This is a genomic window from Thermosyntropha sp. (assembly GCF_017656155.1).
In the GTDB taxonomy this organism is placed as follows: Bacteria; Bacillota; Syntrophomonadia; order Syntrophomonadales; family Syntrophomonadaceae; genus Thermosyntropha.
This window is the reverse complement of record NZ_JACDOH010000006.1, coordinates 1-17,166: the sequence shown is the minus strand read 5'-3', so window position 1 is coordinate 17,166 and position 17,166 is coordinate 1. Positions and strand designations below refer to the sequence as shown.

The 17,166-nt window shown below is 38.1% G+C and carries 13 protein-coding genes; 5 read left to right on the top strand and 8 right to left on the bottom strand.

All coding sequences use genetic code 11. The features are described from left to right. Nucleotides 1-23: 23 nt before the first annotated feature. A complete protein-coding gene (glp, locus tag H0Z36_RS06975) occupies nt 24-1,232 on the bottom strand; it encodes a gephyrin-like molybdotransferase Glp (RefSeq protein ID WP_296864869.1) in 1,209 nt (402 codons plus the stop codon). Between the two features lie 132 nt (nt 1,233-1,364). Between glp and H0Z36_RS06970 the strand changes: the two genes are divergently transcribed. Beyond that, nucleotides 1,365-3,281: a molybdopterin biosynthesis protein gene (locus H0Z36_RS06970; protein WP_296864867.1), complete on the top strand. Its 1,917-nt coding sequence runs from the start codon at nt 1,365-1,367 to the stop codon at nt 3,279-3,281. A gap of 269 nt (nt 3,282-3,550) precedes the next feature. Here the strand turns inward: H0Z36_RS06970 and H0Z36_RS06965 are convergent, their stop codons facing one another. The 6 genes from H0Z36_RS06965 to H0Z36_RS06940 all read right to left on the bottom strand — a co-directional run bounded on the left by H0Z36_RS06965 (nt 3,551) and on the right by H0Z36_RS06940 (nt 8,834). Next, complete coding sequence (locus tag H0Z36_RS06965) at nt 3,551-4,357, bottom strand: ABC transporter permease (RefSeq protein ID WP_296864865.1); 807 nt, start codon at nt 4,355-4,357, stop codon at nt 3,551-3,553. Then, a complete protein-coding gene (locus H0Z36_RS06960; RefSeq protein ID WP_366508876.1) occupies nt 4,341-5,093 on the bottom strand; it encodes an ABC transporter ATP-binding protein in 753 nt (250 codons plus the stop codon). The genes H0Z36_RS06965 and H0Z36_RS06960 overlap by 17 nt, the downstream gene beginning before the upstream one ends. 38 nt (nt 5,094-5,131) lie before the next feature. Further along, nucleotides 5,132-6,139, bottom strand: coding sequence for an ABC transporter substrate-binding protein (locus H0Z36_RS06955; protein ID WP_366508878.1), 1,008 nt, complete (start codon nt 6,137-6,139; stop codon nt 5,132-5,134). Between the two features lie 327 nt (nt 6,140-6,466). Further along, the gene (locus tag H0Z36_RS06950; protein ID WP_296864861.1) at nt 6,467-7,849 is read right to left on the bottom strand and encodes an aldehyde dehydrogenase; all 1,383 of its coding nucleotides are present in this window, start codon (nt 7,847-7,849) and stop codon (nt 6,467-6,469) included. A 241-nt stretch (nt 7,850-8,090) separates the two neighbouring features. Further along, nucleotides 8,091-8,537, bottom strand: coding sequence for a hypothetical protein (locus H0Z36_RS06945; RefSeq protein WP_296864859.1), 447 nt, complete (start codon nt 8,535-8,537; stop codon nt 8,091-8,093). Nucleotides 8,538-8,591: 54 nt separating this feature from the next. Continuing rightward, nucleotides 8,592-8,834 (bottom strand): hypothetical protein, encoded by a 243-nt coding sequence (locus tag H0Z36_RS06940; protein WP_296864857.1) that lies wholly within the window; start codon nt 8,832-8,834, stop codon nt 8,592-8,594. A 917-nt stretch (nt 8,835-9,751) separates the two neighbouring features. On the opposite strand from H0Z36_RS06940, the gene fdnG reads away from it, so the two are divergent. The 4 genes from fdnG (at nt 9,752) to H0Z36_RS06920 (ending at nt 15,224) form a co-directional block, all read left to right on the top strand. Then, a complete protein-coding gene (gene fdnG, locus H0Z36_RS06935; protein ID WP_296864854.1) occupies nt 9,752-12,814 on the top strand; it encodes a formate dehydrogenase-N subunit alpha in 3,063 nt (1,020 codons plus the stop codon). Nucleotide 12,815: 1 nt separating this feature from the next. Beyond that, nucleotides 12,816-13,616 carry a 4Fe-4S dicluster domain-containing protein gene (locus H0Z36_RS06930; RefSeq protein ID WP_296864853.1) on the top strand — a complete coding sequence of 267 codons (801 nt, stop codon included), beginning with the start codon at nt 12,816-12,818 and terminating at the stop codon, nt 13,614-13,616. After that, nucleotides 13,616-14,296 (top strand): cytochrome b/b6 domain-containing protein, encoded by a 681-nt coding sequence (locus tag H0Z36_RS06925; protein ID WP_296864851.1) that lies wholly within the window; start codon nt 13,616-13,618, stop codon nt 14,294-14,296. The genes H0Z36_RS06930 and H0Z36_RS06925 overlap by 1 nt, the downstream gene beginning before the upstream one ends. 94 nt (nt 14,297-14,390) lie before the next feature. Then, the gene (locus H0Z36_RS06920; RefSeq protein WP_296864849.1) at nt 14,391-15,224 is read left to right on the top strand and encodes a formate dehydrogenase accessory protein FdhE; all 834 of its coding nucleotides are present in this window, start codon (nt 14,391-14,393) and stop codon (nt 15,222-15,224) included. A 273-nt stretch (nt 15,225-15,497) separates the two neighbouring features. On the opposite strand, the gene H0Z36_RS06915 is transcribed toward H0Z36_RS06920, so the two are convergent. Then, the gene (locus H0Z36_RS06915) at nt 15,498-16,838 is read right to left on the bottom strand and encodes an FAD-dependent oxidoreductase (RefSeq protein WP_296865087.1); all 1,341 of its coding nucleotides are present in this window, start codon (nt 16,836-16,838) and stop codon (nt 15,498-15,500) included. Nucleotides 16,839-17,166: the final 328 nt, after the last annotated feature.

Genomic DNA, 17,166 nt, shown 5'->3' with positions numbered 1-17,166 from the left:
GGCGAAGCTTTAGAAGCTTCGCCTTAAAAAAATATAACTTCAACCTTTTCTCCTTTAGAAAATCCCTGTTTTTCATAAGGAACATGGATATAACCATCAGCCATAGCCAAAATACTCATCATACCTGATTTTCCCAAAACAGGCACAGCTTCCTTCAAATCACCATTATCAACAATCCTTACAGGGACAAAATCATCCCTTCCTGCCTGAGAAGCTATATTCATACTCATAAAAGCCTCTGTTTTAACAGGCATAGTACAGCTTAACAAAGGTTTCAACAAAACATAAAAAATAGTTAAAGCGGAAACCGGATGTCCTGGCAATCCTACTACCAATTTTTCTCTTATTTTAGCCGCCATCGTAGGCTTTCCCGGCTTTACGGCTATACCATGAAATAAAATTTCGCTATCCTCAAAACTTCTAAGCACATCTAAAGTAACATCCATAATTCCTACTGAGCTTCCTCCAGAAATCAAAACTATATCATTCCATGTTAAAGCATCCTTAAGATATGACTTCAGTTCATTAAAATTATCCTTTATAATGGGATAATTTTGAGCTTTGCATCCGCAAGCCGAAACGGCAGCAGCCAAACTATAGCTGTTTATATCTCTTACCTGCCCGGGAAGAGGTTTTTTATTAATCGGAACGATTTCATCTCCGGTAGAAATAATTCCTATATTATATGAATCAAAAACCTCAATTCTATCTATACCCAGTGAAGCTAAAAACCCTATATCTTGAGGTCTCAACAGTTTGCCTGATTTAAAGACTTTTTGTCCAGCTCGGACATCTTCTCCTTTTTGTATGACATTTTCCCCTGGTCCTACCGGCCTGTGAATTAGAACCGTATTTTCATCCAGTTTTTCAGTATATTCCACCATGACTACTGCATTTGCATTTAAAGGCAGCATCCCTCCGGTAGGTATCCAAACACATTTACCCGTTTCTATCTTATAAGAAACTGTATCACCCATTTTTATTTCCCCTATGCATTGCAAAAAAGCAGGCATACTTTCACTGCTGCCAAAAGTATCTTCAGCAAGGACTGTATAACCGTCTACAGTTGAACGGTCAAAAAAAGGAATATCTTCAGAACTTACTATATCTTCAGCCAATATACAATTATTGGCTTCATTAAGAAAAACCTTTTTTCTCAACTTCAGAGGAAAATTATTTTTTAAACTTATTAAAGCCTCTTCATATTTTATAACCTTGAAAAATTCTGGCATAACTAGCACCTCAATTTTAATAATCTAATTAAATTATAATAACAATCTGACAAAACAAATATAGATTTATAATACTAAACATCAGGGCCTAAATGAGTTAAAATATTTAAAAAATATAAGCGAGGAAGAAAAATGGCAAGAAAAGTATATATTGATAACATTCCCCTGGAACAAGCCTTAGAAAAATTCATGGAAGCACTGCAAAAAAAATCTTATTTTGTTATTGAAGAAGAAGAAATTGAAACTGCACATGCCCAGGGACGTATACTAAGCCAGGCTGTTTTTGCCCGCATTTCTCATCCGCATTATCCGGCAGCCGCTATGGACGGAATAGCTGTAAAAGCTTCTATGACATTTAAAGCCAGTGAAAGAAATCCGGTAAAATTAAAATTAAATCAAGATTATATAGAAGTCGACACCGGTGATTATGTTCCGCGTGAATTTGACGCAGTTATAATGATCGAAGATGTCAACTTTACTGGTGAATATGCTCAAATAATTAAACCAGCTGTGCCGTGGCAGCATATACGATCTATCGGGGAAGATATGACAGCTCACGACATGATTTGCCCTGCTTTTACCGAAATTGGACCTGAAGAGATCGGCTCTCTCCTTACGGCAGCAGTAAATAAAATTAAAGTGGTAAAAAAACCTGTTGTAGCCATTATTCCTACTGGAACAGAGCTTACTAGCTACGGCAGCGAACATATGGCTCCAGGAGAAATAATCGAATCCAACAGCCGCATGCTGGGTGGCTTATCTACAAGCTGGGGTGCTTCTTACATACAATATGATATAATACCTGATGATAAAAACAAACTTAGAGAAGCTGTGATTAACTTAAAAGATAAAGCAGATATACTGGTAATATGTTCCGGATCATCAGCCGGTAAAGAAGACTATACTGCTGAATTAATATCTGAAATGGGAGAAATTATAGTACACGGAATTGCTATTCGTCCTGGTAAACCAGCGATACTTGGCATAATCGATAATAAGCCAGTAATTGGAGTTCCCGGCTACCCGGTATCAGCACATCTCGTATTTAACCTTTTTGCTAAACCAGTTTTATATCGTAAGCAGAAGCGCTCCCTGCCGGAAGAAGATCATATTATCTGCAAAACTTCACGAAAAATATCTTCTCCTATGGGGGTAGACGATTTTATCCATGTAAACATCGCCAGGATCAAAAATGAATATATTGCTTATCCTTTAAACCGCGGAGCAGGTATAACTACCAGCCTGGTAAAATCTGATGGAATCCTTCACATTCCGCGCGGAAATGAAGGACTTAATGCAGGAGACAAATGTCATATTACATTAAAAACACCCCGCCAGGTTATAGACAAAAGTTTAATATGTATAGGAAGCCATGACATAGCGCTGGATATACTGAGGGATTTGCTTTTCAGCAGGCACAATATAAGGCTAATATCCAACCATGCAGGCAGCATGGGAGGAATAATGTCACTTCTTCGTGAAGAAACTCATTTTTCCGGTCTACATCTTTTAGATCCTCAAAACGGAGAATATAACTTAAGCTATCTAAAAAAATATCTTCCTCAAAAAAAATGGCTTTTAATTCACCTGGCTAAAAGGGAACAGGGACTAATCGTAAAAAAAGGAAACCCTCTTAATATTCAAAAACTGTCTGACTTGACTAATCCTGACATACGCTTCATAAATCGACAGCGCGGCTCAGGTACCCGTATTTTACTGGATTATCTTTTAAAACAGCAAAACATAAATCCTGAACTGATAAACGGCTATAATCGTGAAGAATATACACATTTGGCCGTTGCCGCCGCAGTAAAAGGAGACACGTGTGATGTTGGACTGGGAATTTATGCAAGCGCGAAAATATTCAACCTCGATTTCATTCCCATCGCCCAGGAAGATTATGAGCTCTGCCTTTTACCTGACCTTTTAAGTGAAAGCCAAATAGATCTAATCCTTAAAGTGATTAAAGACCAAGATTTTATCCAAAAAATCAACCTTTTAGGAGGATATGACCTTAAGGAAACAGGACATATCAGATATGAAAATTAAAATTTTCGCTTAGAGATTATCGCAAAATTTTTAGGAAAACATTGTTAGTGCCTGTCCCGGTGACAATCTCTCTTGACAAAAAACAATAATTGTGATAGAAACAGTTTACTGGTAAAATTGCTACATTAAAGAACAGTATATATATAGTTTACAAAAAGGGGGCTTATTATCGGATTGATTAATAAGCCCCGTAAAATACAATGATAAAAACAGAAAAGTCCGAAAATGTTCTGAATAAAAATACAAGTGTAAGATGTTTTATTTACTAATCAATTCCATTTAATAAGCTTTTTCTCCAGATACGCCACCAGCAAATACATAAAGGTAGCTGCGATAATAAGAATGATTACACTGGTCATAACCAGATCAAGCTTGAAAACCTGACTTCCATATACTATAAGATAGCCAAGCCCTGCCCTGGAAACCAAAAATTCTCCCATAATTACTCCTACCCAGGATAAACCTACATTAACCTTAAGAGCAGAAATAGTATTGGGAAGACTTGCAGGTAAGATTACTTTTCTCAATATGGTAAATTTATTTGCCCCGAAAGATTTCAATAGTTTTATCTTTTCTTCATCTACAGAGCGAAAACCATGCAGCATAGTAATAATACTTACAATAATAGAAATCAATAAAGCCATAGCAATTATTGCTCCCTGCCCATTTCCCAGCCAAACAATGAGTATAGGCCCAAGTGCTACTTTAGGCAGGGCATTAAGAACAACTAAATAAGGCTCAAAAACCTGAAACAAAAAATCAGACCACCATAAAACAACCGCTATAATAAGCCCACCGACAGTCCCCAGCATAAATCCTACAAAGGTTTCCCATATGGTTGTAGCTATATGGACATAAAGGGAACCATCTGCATGCAAAAGCCTTAAAGTCGCAACCATTCGGGACGGTTGACTGGTTACAAAAGGGTCAATCCAGCGCAAATCAGCAGCTATCTCCCATAAACTGAAAACAGCAACGATAAGCAGCAACTGAGTGCTTATCACTTTAATCTGGTGTCTTCTCAAATCTTTTAAATATTCTCTTCGCCGCCAGGATATTTCAGTATTTTTTATCATTTATTTCCAGATCCTCCCATATGCGCTCAAAATAATAGCGAAAGCGCTCATCTTTTCTATTTTGCAGAGGTGAATTTCCCTTCTGGGTAAACTCAATATCATAAATATTTTTAATTTCTCCCGGGCGACGGGAAAGAACTGCTATGCGGTCTGACATCGATATGGCCTCTGCTATATCATGGGTAACAATCACCGCTGTTTTATTTTCCCTTCTCAAAATACTCCATACTTCATCTGCTATAGTTAGACGGGTTTGGTAATCCAGAGCTGAAAATGCTTCATCCAGGAGAACAATATCCGGATTTACGGCTAATGTCCTGATCAGCGCCACCCTCTGCCGCATCCCCCCCGACAGTTGATGGGGATAATAATTCATGAAATCCTCCAATCCATAAGTCTTAAGCAAATTTTCCACATTTCTGCGGGCAAGATTTAAATCCTGTTTTTGAATTTCCGGTCCGATAAGGCAATTTTTTATAACTGTTCTCCATTCAAAAAGACAATCTCTCTGAAACATATAGCCTACTGTTCCATCCACCTCTACTTCACCACTGGAAGGAGACAGGAGTCCTGCTATTATATTCAGAATAGTAGATTTTCCAGAACCGCTCGGGCCAACAATACTTACAAATTCGCCCTGGTAAACGGTAAGGGAAACACCCCGCAGGGCCTCAGTTTCCCCCTTTCGTGTTTGAAAAACCATAGTAATATTTTTGAGATGAACTTTATCTTTCAAGATATAAGTCACCTCCCTTTTCTCCGGCTGGCAATCAATCATTTAACAGCAGCAGTCGACTGCTCGGCAAATGAATTTACAATCAAATGCGTTGGGTCAACCGGCTTCTTTATTTCTCCTGCCTCTATAATTACATCCTGCAGGCGGTTGAAAGCTTCTTTGTCTACAATCGGTTCATTTGCCCAGGTGTCTTGAGCCTTATAACGTTCAATTACCGTTGTCAAAAGTTCTATATCTGTATCGGGAAAAAAGGAATGCATTGACTCAGCTATTTCTTTTGCCGAATGATTCTCCAGCCACTTTTGTGCCTTATAAATAGCATTAGTAAACTTCTGAACAACTTCAGGATTTTCTTGTATATAACTCTTGCGGGCCATATAAACAGTATAGGGTAACTCCCCACTGGCAAGCCCCATAGAGGCTACTACATAACCTGCTCCCTGCTTTTCCAGCATACTGGCAGTAGGTTCAAAACTGGCCACATAATCGCCAACTCCACCTTTGAAGGCTCCTGCCGTAGCCGTAAACTGCAGATTGGTTATAATATTTACCTCCTCATGTGGTTTTAATCCATGCTGTTTTAAAACATACTCCAGAACCATCTCCGGAACCCCACCCGGACGACCTCCGATTATAGTTTTACCTCGCAGATTTTCCCATTTAAAATCCGGCTCGGTATTCCTTCCCAGCAGAAAAGAACCGTCCCTCTTTGTTAACTGAGCAAAATTTAAAACATAGTCCTCCTGCCCCTGAATATACACATATATTGTGGCTTCGGGACCAGCCAAACCTATATCAGCCGATCCGGATAAAAGTGCTGTCATTACCTTATCTGCTCCCTGCCCTGTCGTAAGCTCAATTTCCAGGCCTTCCTCAGCAAAAATACCTTCATTAATTGCTATATACTGCGGAGCATAGAAAACCGAATGTACTACCTCACAAAGACGCACCTTCTGCAATTTCTCAGTTTTTTCATTACCAAAGCCGCACCCCCATCCTGCTACACTCAAAAACAGAATCAGCAATACAGCCAGCCATACCCTCATTTTTTTCAAATATATCCCTCCCCTAAAATTGTCAGCTTTATAAACCTTATTAGCTTTTTCTAGTATTATATTGCCGCTTATTAATTACTGTTACATAATGCAGTAAAATAATGTCCCCAACTATAAAAGGTCCTCATGAGTGAGGACCTTTAAAAAGCTCAATTAATTTTTACCATCTGGTTTCACCTTTTTCCGCATATCCAATAACATTTTCCCGATATACTTTTTCACCTTCCCCTGATTCATTTTCCGGTTTTCTTATTTTATATCAGATTTTATCTATAATCACACAAATGAAAATATATAAAAACAGTAAACAGCAATTTACTACATAAACTTCATCAGCTTTTTTATTCGTTGCAGGGAAACAGTATAAGGGGGATATTTGACCTTAAGATCAAACCAGAAGGTATTCTTAAGGACACTCTTTTTATGCACAAAAGTATTAAAACTGGCCTCCCCGTGATATTTCCCCATTCCACTCTCTCCTATCCCTCCAAATGGTAAATACGGAGTAGTCATGTGGCTCAAGGTATCATTTATTGATACCCCACCCGAGGTGGTTTCCCGCAGTACCTTTTCCTGCTTCTTATAATCCCGTGAAAAGAAATATAAGGCAAGCGGCTTAGGCCTTTTATTGATAAAACATATTACTTCATCAAGATCTTCATACTCCAGAACAGGCAAAATAGGCCCAAATATCTCCTCCTGCATTACAGGATCAGTAGGAGAAATATTATCAATTATGGTAGGAGCAATATACCTATCTTCCCCCCGGGTTTCCCCTCCACATACAATGTTTCCATTATTCAACAGACCCTGCAAACGTTCAAAATGTTTATCATTTATAATCCGTGAATAATCACGGCTTTTCATGGGGTCTGGCCCATAAAACTCGTTTACCGCTTCCTTTAAACAGTCCAAAAATTTATCCTTAATCTGTTTATGCACCATCAAATAGTCTGGTGCCACACAGGTCTGCCCGGCATTTAAAAATTTCCCCCAGGCTATGCGGCGGGCAGCATAATTAAAATCAATATTATAATCAACAATACAGGGGCTCTTTCCTCCCAGTTCCAAAGTCACAGGAGTAAGATGTTTAGAAGCTGCCTCCATTATTATTCTGCCCACGACCGGGCCTCCTGTATAGAAAATATGATCAAACCTGTTTTCCAGCAAGGCAGAACATTCAGGTACTCCACCTTCAACTACCGCTATGTACTCCTCAGGGAAATTTTCAGTCATCATCTTCTTAACCACCCCAGAAACACTGGGGGCTATTTCTGAAGGTTTCAATACTGCACAATTACCACCGGCTATGGCTCCAATAAGAGGGGCTATAATCAACTGGAAAGGATAATTCCAGGGCCCAATAATTAAAACCAAACCCAAGGGATCTGAGTATATATAACTTTTAGCTCCAAAATAAACCAGCGGGGTTTTAACCTTTTGCGGGCGGGCCCACCGGGGCAGATTTTTTATCATAAAATTGAGCTCACTTTTGACAAAACCCACCTCAGTCATATACCCTTCCAATTCCGATTTTCCCAAATCAAAATGCAAAGCCTGAAGAATGTCAGCTTCATTTTCTTCAATAACAGCAGCCAACCTTTTTAACTGCTGAATCCTGAAATCTATATCCCGTGTTTTGCCACTCTGAAAAAAATCCCTTTGCTTATTAACCAAACTGCTGATGCTGTCGTTTACCATCCTTTTTCCTCCCGCTAAATAAATTCACTTATTACTTATAATTATAAATTGAAACTTTTACACAACAGCGACTTCGCCTCCTTGCATTTTGGGTTTCTTCACCTATAAAATTCGGCAAGATAAGGGGGGAAGTCCTTTTTTTATCCTTTAAAAATTCCGATATTTCCCGGGTTAGTTAATATGAAAAAGTCTCATTTCAGTGTTACCTTAATTAAATTATCTTAACCTTGTTCAGTAAACTTTATTTTTCTCTATTGTCCTTTAAATCCGAATCTGCAATTAACTGACCAACTGCATTAGGCATAGCTCCAATACCTAGTTGTATACAGTCCCCATCATGAATATATTCTAAAAGATTCTTAGCTATTTGAATATCAGCTTCAGTAGGTTTGGGAAGCTCAGGAACTGCGAATATCTCTTGATCATCAGGAGCTTCAACTATATAATCTATTTGCGATATGTGAATAGCTTCTTTTACTCCTCCATAACATACCGGCATATTTTTATTTACTTCAACAACTCGAACCTTTAAATTTAAAAAACATTCTAGTTCTTCTGAGCTATTTGGTCCAAAATTAAAATACCCTCTATCATCCATTGGATCTACCTGGTGCCAATGATGATCCATCCCTTTAAGATTATTTACTTCACCAGCATTAACAAATATAGTAGTAGTATGACAAAGCAAAGGAACATATACAATTCCTTTATAATATTCAGCTAATCTTCTCGTCAGAACACTTTAGTGCCAATCCTGATAAGTAAAACTATCGGGATATTGGACAACTTCCGGAATTGGCGGTACAGTTACAGCAGCAGCTACTAATACATCCCTCAATTCTTCATGCCTTTCTGCTAATACCTTTACAAGCTGTACAGGTTTACCATTAAAATAGCCTAGTTTAATACCGTCCCCCGATTTCACCATCTTAACAACTTCTTCAGCAGTAGTAAGTTTTGCCTTATATTCACTCCAATATGACATTTTCTTCCCCCCCAATATAAATATATTGTTAAATTTCCATCACGCATTCATTTTATTACATAAGACCACAATATAAAATAAAAAATCCTCTAATTACGTCAATACGTTTTTTATGAGTGATAATAATTTCAAAATGAAATCATAGTCTAAAAAGATATATAACCAAACCTGCCTTCAGTGTACTTTTGAGGCTATTTTCTTGCCATTCTTTCGCTCAACGACAATACCTTTATGTTTACACCAACTTTGTCTTCAACAATGGCTTTATCAAGCGATTCAAGATAGGCACTCATCATATCTTAAATATTTGCTTAATCTGTCCGCAAAGGTTCTTATGGTTTAAGGAGAGGAGCAATGTCGCAAGACGGTGAAGCTAAACCTTGAGGGACTTCCTGAACCATAGGAAAACAGTCGGTATGTTGAATAATTAGATGAAATTGTGAGAAATCGTAAGGTTATATTCCACATAAATTTGATGCGGTTATCACGATTGAAGATAGTAACTTTATTGATGAATATGTCCAAATAATGAACCCTGCAGTCCTCTGGCAACATATATGTTCTATATGAATTATGTTTTCTCCCTTATCTACTCGCCGAAAATCAGATGGAAATGATTCTAAATACTATTAAAGATAACGAATTTCATCAAAAATTAATACCTTTCGGAGAATACAACATAAATGAAGCCGGTAAGATAATTTACTAAAACTAACATAAAATGATTTTATTTAATTAATAAAAAAAATATATATTGTGTTTTTTTCTCCTTAATATAAAGGACTTTTTTTTTTATTGTAGAATTTTTTTATAAATAAACTTTTGTGTTTAATTAATTTTTTTAGGATTAATTTTAGTTTCTGCAAAATTACAATTAAAACTAATTTTAGTGCGTGGAGAAAGGAGAGGGTGATGGTATGAAGGTTACCAGAAGGCAATTCTTAAAGGTAACCGGGGTCACTGCAGCTACTTTAGCAGTAACAGATTTGGGCTTCGATCTAACTGCTACTGCCAAGAAGCTGAAAAGTGTCCGTATAAAAAACATTAAACCTGTTCCGACAATTTGTCCTTATTGTGGTGCAGGTTGTGGTTTAGTGGTTTACACCAAGAAAGATGTTCCTGCCAATGAACCTCAAATCTTAAGCGTGCATGGCGACCCGGATCATCCTATTAACAGAGGAGCAGCTTGTAGCAAGGGCGCTGCCTTAATGAACATAAGGGAAATTTATGACCCTAAAACCGGAAAACAACAGATAAATCCTAAAAGAGCGAAAAAACCACTTTACAGGGCTCCTTATAGTGATAAGTGGGAAGAAAAAGATTGGGATTGGATGCTTGATACCATAGCTCAAAGAGTTAAAGAAACAAGAGATAAATATATCATCCATAAAGAAAACGGAGTCATTGTCAATCGCCTCGATAAAATTGCAAGCTTGGGTGGTGCTGCTTTAGATAATGAAGAGGTAAATCTTATCGTAAAAATGAATCGAGCCCTGGGTATGACATATGTAGAACATCAGGCACGTATCTGACACTCCGCAACGGTTGCCGGTCTGGCACCAACCTTTGGACGCGGAGCAATGACTAACCATTGGAATGACTTAAAAAATACCGATTGCTGTTTGATCATAGGAAGTAATGCAGCAGAAAATCATCCTATTTCTTTCAAGTGGTTGACTGAAGCCAGAGAAAAAAGAGGAGCTAAAATAATTCATGTTGATCCACGTTTTACCAGGACTTCTGCGCGTTCTGATATCTATGCCCCAATTCGTCCCGGAACTGATATTGCCTTTATAGGTGGAATGATTAATTATATACTGGAAAATAAACTTTATCATGAGGAATATGTAAGAGAATATACTAATGCAACCTTTATCGTTAAAGACACATATGATTTTAACGATGGCCTGTTTTCAGGTTATGACCCTGTTCAACGCAAATATGACAAAAATCAGTGGGCATATGAAATGACAGAAGATGGTCAGTATGTAAAAGATATGACTATGCAACATCCCCGTTGTGTTCTGCAACTGCTGAAAAAACATTTTTCACGTTATGATATTAAAACTGTCTGCAAAATAACCGGTACCCCTGAAAACAAATATCTTGAAGTTTTAAAAACCTATTGTACCACCGGAGCACCTGATAAGGCTGGAACTATAATGTACGCCATGGGTACCACCCAGCATACCGTCGGTACACAAAATGTGAGAAGCTATGCTATCCTGCAGCTTCTTTTAGGCAATATGGGAAAACCAGGCGGTGGAGTCAATGCCCTTCGTGGTGAATCAAATGTTCAAGGTTCAACCGACTGGGCTCTTCTCTATCATATTTTACCTGGTTATCTAGCTTCACCACAAGCTAAACACAAAGATCTGAAAACTTATCTGGAAATGGAAACACCCAAAACAGGTTATTGGAAAAATAAACCTAAATTTATGGTCAGCTTTTTAAAATCATATTGGATGCAAGACGACCCTGAAAAATCCTATCATTATTTACCTAAACGTGAAAACAATAAGAATTACTCACACATAGCAATGTTTGAAGCCATGTATAAGAACGAAATTGAAGGCTTGTTTATCTGGGGATCAAATCCAATTGTAGGAGGACCTAATGCCAACAAAGAACAAGCTGCTCTTGCCAAATTAAAATGGATGGTTGCAATTGATCTATGGCAAACCGAAACATCTGAATTTTGGACTTACAAAGCAGCCGATAGACCAACTGACAAAGACGAATATGGAACTAATTTAACCCCAGATAAAATTCAGACAGAAGTTTTCTTTTTACCAGCATGTGCATCTTTTGAAAAAGAAGGTTCTGTATCTAACAGTGGAAGATGGATGCAATACCGCTGGAAAGCTGCTGATCCCGTTGGAGAATCACGGGCTGATTTAGAAATTGTTCATGATCTGATGTTGAGAATCAAAAAGCTTTATCAAGGAAGTACCAAACCTCAGGATGAACCAATAACTCATCTTACATGGGACTATGGACCTGAAGGTCATCCTGATATTGATAAAATAGCTCGAGAAATTAATGGCTTTACAGTTATAAATGGCAAACCTGGCAAACAAATAGCTAATTTTACTAAATTAGCAGATGATGGTTCTACGGCATGCAGCAACTGGATCTATTCAGGATGTTATCCGGATAATGAATATTTAGCCAAAAGACGCGACAACCGTGACATAGCTTATCCTGGAACTAAGCCAATAGGCAGCTATTCTAATTGGGCCTGGTGTTGGCCTGTTAATCGTCGCATCTTATATAACAGATGTTCAGCTACCCCGGACGGAAGACCCTGGGATAAAGAAAGAGTATCTATCTTTTGGGATGGTTCAGCATGGGTAGGTAATGATGTTCCCGACTTTGCTAAAAACAAAAACCCCAATGAGCCTGGTGGGAAAAATGCATTTATAATGCGGCCGGAAGAAGTTGGATGTATCTTCAGTGCATGTGCTGAAGGGCCTTTTCCTGAACATTATGAGCCATGGGAAAGCCCAGTTAAAAACTTGCTCAACAGTCAACCATTTAACCCAGCAATAGTGGAATGGGAACCCAAAAAACGCGGAACCACCGACAAATATCCAATAATTGGAACTACCTACCGTGTGTCTGAACATTGGCAGTCAGGAGTAATGACTAGAATGCAGCCCTGGTTAGCCGAATTAGTTCCAGATGTGTTTGTAGAAATGAGTGAAGAACTTGCCAAAGAAAAAGGTATTCGTAATGGGGACAAAGTTATCATTATGACTACTAGAGGAGATATAAAAGCTGTCGCTTGTGTTACCAAACGTTTTAAACCCTTAAATGTTGCTGGTAAAAAAATTCACCATATAGGCGTATTATGGCATTTTGGGTTCAACGGCTATGCTACAGGTGATCCTGCTAATCGATTAACGCCACATGTAGGCGATGCTAATACCACTATACCTGAATATAAAGCATGGCTGTGCAACATAAGGAGGGCTTAGTATGGCAAACTTAACTAATCTTTACGATGTAAGCAAATGTACAGCCTGCCGTGCATGTCAGGTAGCATGCAAAAACTGGAATCAGCTTCCGGCAGCAATAGAACCATTTAAAGGCAATTACCAAACCCATGAAGATACTAATGGAGACACTTATACTATAGTTCGTTTCATTGAACATGAAGACCCAGTCGGTGGTGTAACTTGGAATTTTCTTAAGTACCAGTGTATGCATTGTTCTGATCCGGCATGCATGAAGGTATGTCCACGTGGTGCATACAGCAAGACAGAATGGGGAGCAACTATTCACGATCCGGATAAATGTATAGGCTGTCAGTACTGCACCTACGCTTGCCCCTTTGGAATTCCTAAATATCGTGAGCGTGAAGATAAAGTAGCAAAATGCACGCTTTGTGCCGACAGAGTAGAAGAAGGTATGCAGCCAGCCTGTGCTGCTACCTGTCCCACTGGAGCTCTCAAATTCGGCGACCGGTATGAATTGCTTCAATATGCTGAAGAAAGAGTCAATTTCTTAAGAGCAAACGGTTATCCCAATGCAACTATTTATGGAAAACTGGAATTAGGTGGGCTTAATAAAATATATATCCTGACTGATACACCAGATAAATTTGGGCTTCCAGTTGATCCCAAAATTCCAGGCCAGATTCCCTTTTGGCAAGATATTGTTCAGCCATACTTTGGCTGGTTAATCCCCTTAGCACTGGCAGGTTCAGCGGTAAGTTTTGTAACAACCCGCCTCCTGGCCAACAAACATAAGGAAAATAAAAAAGGGGGGCATGAATAATGCAGCTTTTGACTGAATACCGCGAAGATGTGGAAAGGGTAGAAAGGTTTAACTTTGTATCGCGCCTTACCCACTGGGGACATACGGTAACCTTCTTACTCTGTCTTTTGACTGGTTTAATACTCTTTTTAGATGGAGTAGACTGGTTAGCTGCAATATTTGGCGGATATAATAGTGCCGGTCTGATACACAGGATTTCTGCTGTTTTCATGACTTTATTTATAATAATATTCATAATCTTTGATTTTAAAGGAATAAAAGCATGGATAAAGGATATTTTAAGTTTTGGGAAAAACGATATAATTTTTATTCTAAAATTTCCCCTGGAGTTTTTGGGCTTCGAAGTAAAAATGCCACCACAAACCAGGTTCAATGGGGGCGAAAAAGGTAATTCTATACTTACTCCTACCTGTGTAATACTTCTGGTATTAAGCGGATATATTATGTGGTTCCCGGCAGCTTTCCCTCCTGGACTGGTAAGGGTAGCCTATCCTGTTCATGACATAGCTATGATACTTTCTACCTTTATGGTATGCATGCACGGATATTTAGGCTCCTTCCACCCAGGTTCAGGTGAATCCTTCTGGGGCATGTGGAAAGGTACCGTTAGAGCTGACTGGGCTAAACATCACCATCCTATATGGTATGAAGAAACTTATGGGGAAAAGAAAGCAGAATAAGACTATTTTAAAACCTCAAAATTTAAATTTCCGGGGAGTTCATACTCCCCTTTTTATCACATAAAAACTAAAAGCAAAAGGAGAGGGTTTTATCATGATAAATCGAAAAATGCCAGTCGAACTTCCATCGGGATACATAGATTTTTTTCAAAATTTAGAAAATTGGCAAAATGAACAGGAAATATTTTTAAAGCAAACCTGCAGTTTTCCTAAAGTAAATTTAATTAAAATACTTAAAGAAAATAAAAAGCCTTTGGTAAAAGTAAAAAAAATAGAGATTCCTATCTCAGAATACGAGGAGTTACTGAAAAAATTCTTATCCTTTTTAAACACTTCCCGTCCAGATACAGCACAAGCTGTTGACATTATTGAAAAAAACATTAATAACCTAGATTTAGCTTCAATTGTTAATCAGCTCGTGGTGAATGAAAATTCCTTTCCCTACGATCTATCAGAACAGCTCAAAATTTCTTCTGAACTGATCTTATTTATCTTCGACCATGCACTACGGCCATTTTTGCGTATTTTAGCTTCCCCGTACAGTCAGGAACTATTGGAACAGGAATTTAACTCCTGGGAATTCCCGGGCATATGTCCTGTCTGTGCAGCAAAATCCAATATAAGCAGACTCAGAGCCGAAGACGGTCGTCGTTTCATGTTCTGCGACCGCTGTTTTATGGAATGGGAAGCCGCCTATCTAAAATGTATTTACTGCGGGAATAACGAACCGCATACCATACATTATATAAATGTTGAAAACGATGATGCTTATCAGATATATATATGTGACAAATGCAAAGGTTATCTAAAAACTTATGATGAACGACAAGCTGGTGAAAAAACCGACCTTTTCATAGCAAATATCGAAACTATTTATCTGGATATGCTAGCACAGGAAAAAGGCTATCAAAATCATGAACAGGACTAGAACTAACTTCAAGCAGGCATTCTTAAATTGCCCCTTTAAATAAAGTCTGCCTCACCAAGGTCAACCTGTGCTTCCCAGGAATAAAGAGGACGGTTCTGATTTGATGATTTTTACCATAAAAAGTAAAACAATTGATGGTTCAGTATGTCAGGTATCGCCAAAATATTCTTACAGGCTTAAAATCCCCTTTCCTCCGCAATTTCTTTTCTGCTGTCAACAGGTATGCCTGCTACACAAAAAAAGCAGGCAAAGCCTGCTTTCTTACATATTTATTTATATTTTCTTGACAGCCTGGGTCGCTGATACTAAATTTATATCCCAAACCGGTGAAAATGGTGGCGAATAGGCCAAATCCATATTTCTCAATTGATCTACTGTTCCCTTCGTATAAATTAAAGATGTAATTGCATTCAACCTGGGATGAATTTCCCCTCCCACAAACTGAGCCCCCAAAATCCTTCCTGTTTTCTTTTCAAAAACCAACTTCATCTTTATCTTTTTAGACCCTTTATAATAATGAGCCCTGCTTTCCGATTTTACAAAAACAGCATCAGCATCAAAGCCTTTTGTCAGTGCCTCCTGCAAGGTTAATCCTGTTTTAGCATATTCAATATCTTCAAACTTAGTTATCAATGAACCAACTACACCTATAAATGAATCACTTCCACCCGCGAGATTTTTACCTGCAATTCTTCCCTGCTTATTGGCTGTCGTTCCCAGCGGGATATAAACATTTTCTTTGGTTATAAAATGATTTACTGTAGCACAGTCTCCAGCTGCATAAACATCCCTTAAATTAGTTTCCATTCTATCATTAACAACTACCGCGCCATTTTTTGACATATTCAGCCCCTTATTTCTCAAAAAATCTGTATTTGGCCTAACTCCAATTGAAACTATAACTATATCTCCTTCAAAGATTCCATTTTCAGTTATAACTTTAAATTTCCCGTTTTCTTTTACTATATCTTTCACCAATGTTTCAAAAACAAACTTCACACCTTTTTCTTTTACCGATGTTACAAATTCCTCATGAATTTCCGGCTCTATATTACCCAAAATATGGTCCGTTCCTTCAAAGATCGTAATTTTTAAACCACGCTTTTTCAAAGCTTCTGCCACTTCAATCCCGATAAACCCTCCACCAATAATAACTGCATTTTTGGGCTGTTTATCTCTGATATAATTCAAAATATTGGCCGCATCATCAGGATTCCTTAATTTAAATATTCCATCTTCTCCCCAGGCCTGAAACGGTGGAATTATAGGTGATGCTCCGGTTGAAATCACTAATTTATCGTATACAACTGCTTTTTCATCATCTTCTGATTTTACATAAACCACCTTACGCGAAAAATCTATTTCATATGCTTCATGATTTACAAAAACATCTGCACCCTTTTTTTCTTTAAATGCTTGAGGAGTTAAGGTGATCACAGATTCGGGAGAAGCAACATCTCCACTTATCACATAAGGCAAACCACATCCACCATATGAAATATACGGCTCTTTTTGAAATATTGCAATTTTCAAGTTCTTACTGCTTCTCTTTGCACTTGCCGCAGCACTTGTCCCGGCAGCAACTCCTCCTAATACTACCACATCATATTCCATTTTTTTCACTGCAACACCCCCATTATTTCTACTTCAAGTTTTTCAATAATTTTACAGATTAAACAGGTCGGCAAATCACTTTCAAACCCAATAGAACATTTCTTCACCGATTACCAGATTACCTCTTTACTTTTCCCTTAGATTTTCCCATAACCCAATAATCTGCCAAAACAAAAATTAGTCCTCCTTTTTGAATACACCGGTGTAAGTCGGTCTTAACCTGGATTTTTTTATTTCAAAACTAACCTCCTAAAGTCCTGCTTTCAACATTAAGCAGAAAAAAATTAATCCTGGCAACGACCTACTCTCCCACAGCTTATGCTGCAGT

Excerpts from the sequence above, each read along its gene's own strand:
- glp (WP_296864869.1), bottom strand. The coding sequence starts at position 1,232 with ATGCCAGAATTTTTCAAGGTTATAAAATATGAAGAGGCTTTAATAAGT.
- H0Z36_RS06970 (WP_296864867.1), top strand. The coding sequence starts at position 1,365 with ATGGCAAGAAAAGTATATATTGATAACATTCCCCTGGAACAAGCCTTA.
- H0Z36_RS06965 (WP_296864865.1), bottom strand. The coding sequence starts at position 4,357 with ATGATAAAAAATACTGAAATATCCTGGCGGCGAAGAGAATATTTAAAA.
- H0Z36_RS06955 (WP_366508878.1), bottom strand. The coding sequence starts at position 6,139 with ATGAGGGTATGGCTGGCTGTATTGCTGATTCTGTTTTTGAGTGTAGCA.
- H0Z36_RS06950 (WP_296864861.1), bottom strand. The coding sequence starts at position 7,849 with ATGGTAAACGACAGCATCAGCAGTTTGGTTAATAAGCAAAGGGATTTT.
- H0Z36_RS06940 (WP_296864857.1), bottom strand. The coding sequence starts at position 8,834 with ATGTCATATTGGAGTGAATATAAGGCAAAACTTACTACTGCTGAAGAA.
- H0Z36_RS06930 (WP_296864853.1), top strand. The coding sequence starts at position 12,816 with ATGGCAAACTTAACTAATCTTTACGATGTAAGCAAATGTACAGCCTGC.
- H0Z36_RS06925 (WP_296864851.1), top strand. The coding sequence starts at position 13,616 with ATGCAGCTTTTGACTGAATACCGCGAAGATGTGGAAAGGGTAGAAAGG.
- H0Z36_RS06920 (WP_296864849.1), top strand. The coding sequence starts at position 14,391 with ATGATAAATCGAAAAATGCCAGTCGAACTTCCATCGGGATACATAGAT.
- H0Z36_RS06915 (WP_296865087.1), bottom strand. The coding sequence starts at position 16,838 with ATGGAATATGATGTGGTAGTATTAGGAGGAGTTGCTGCCGGGACAAGT.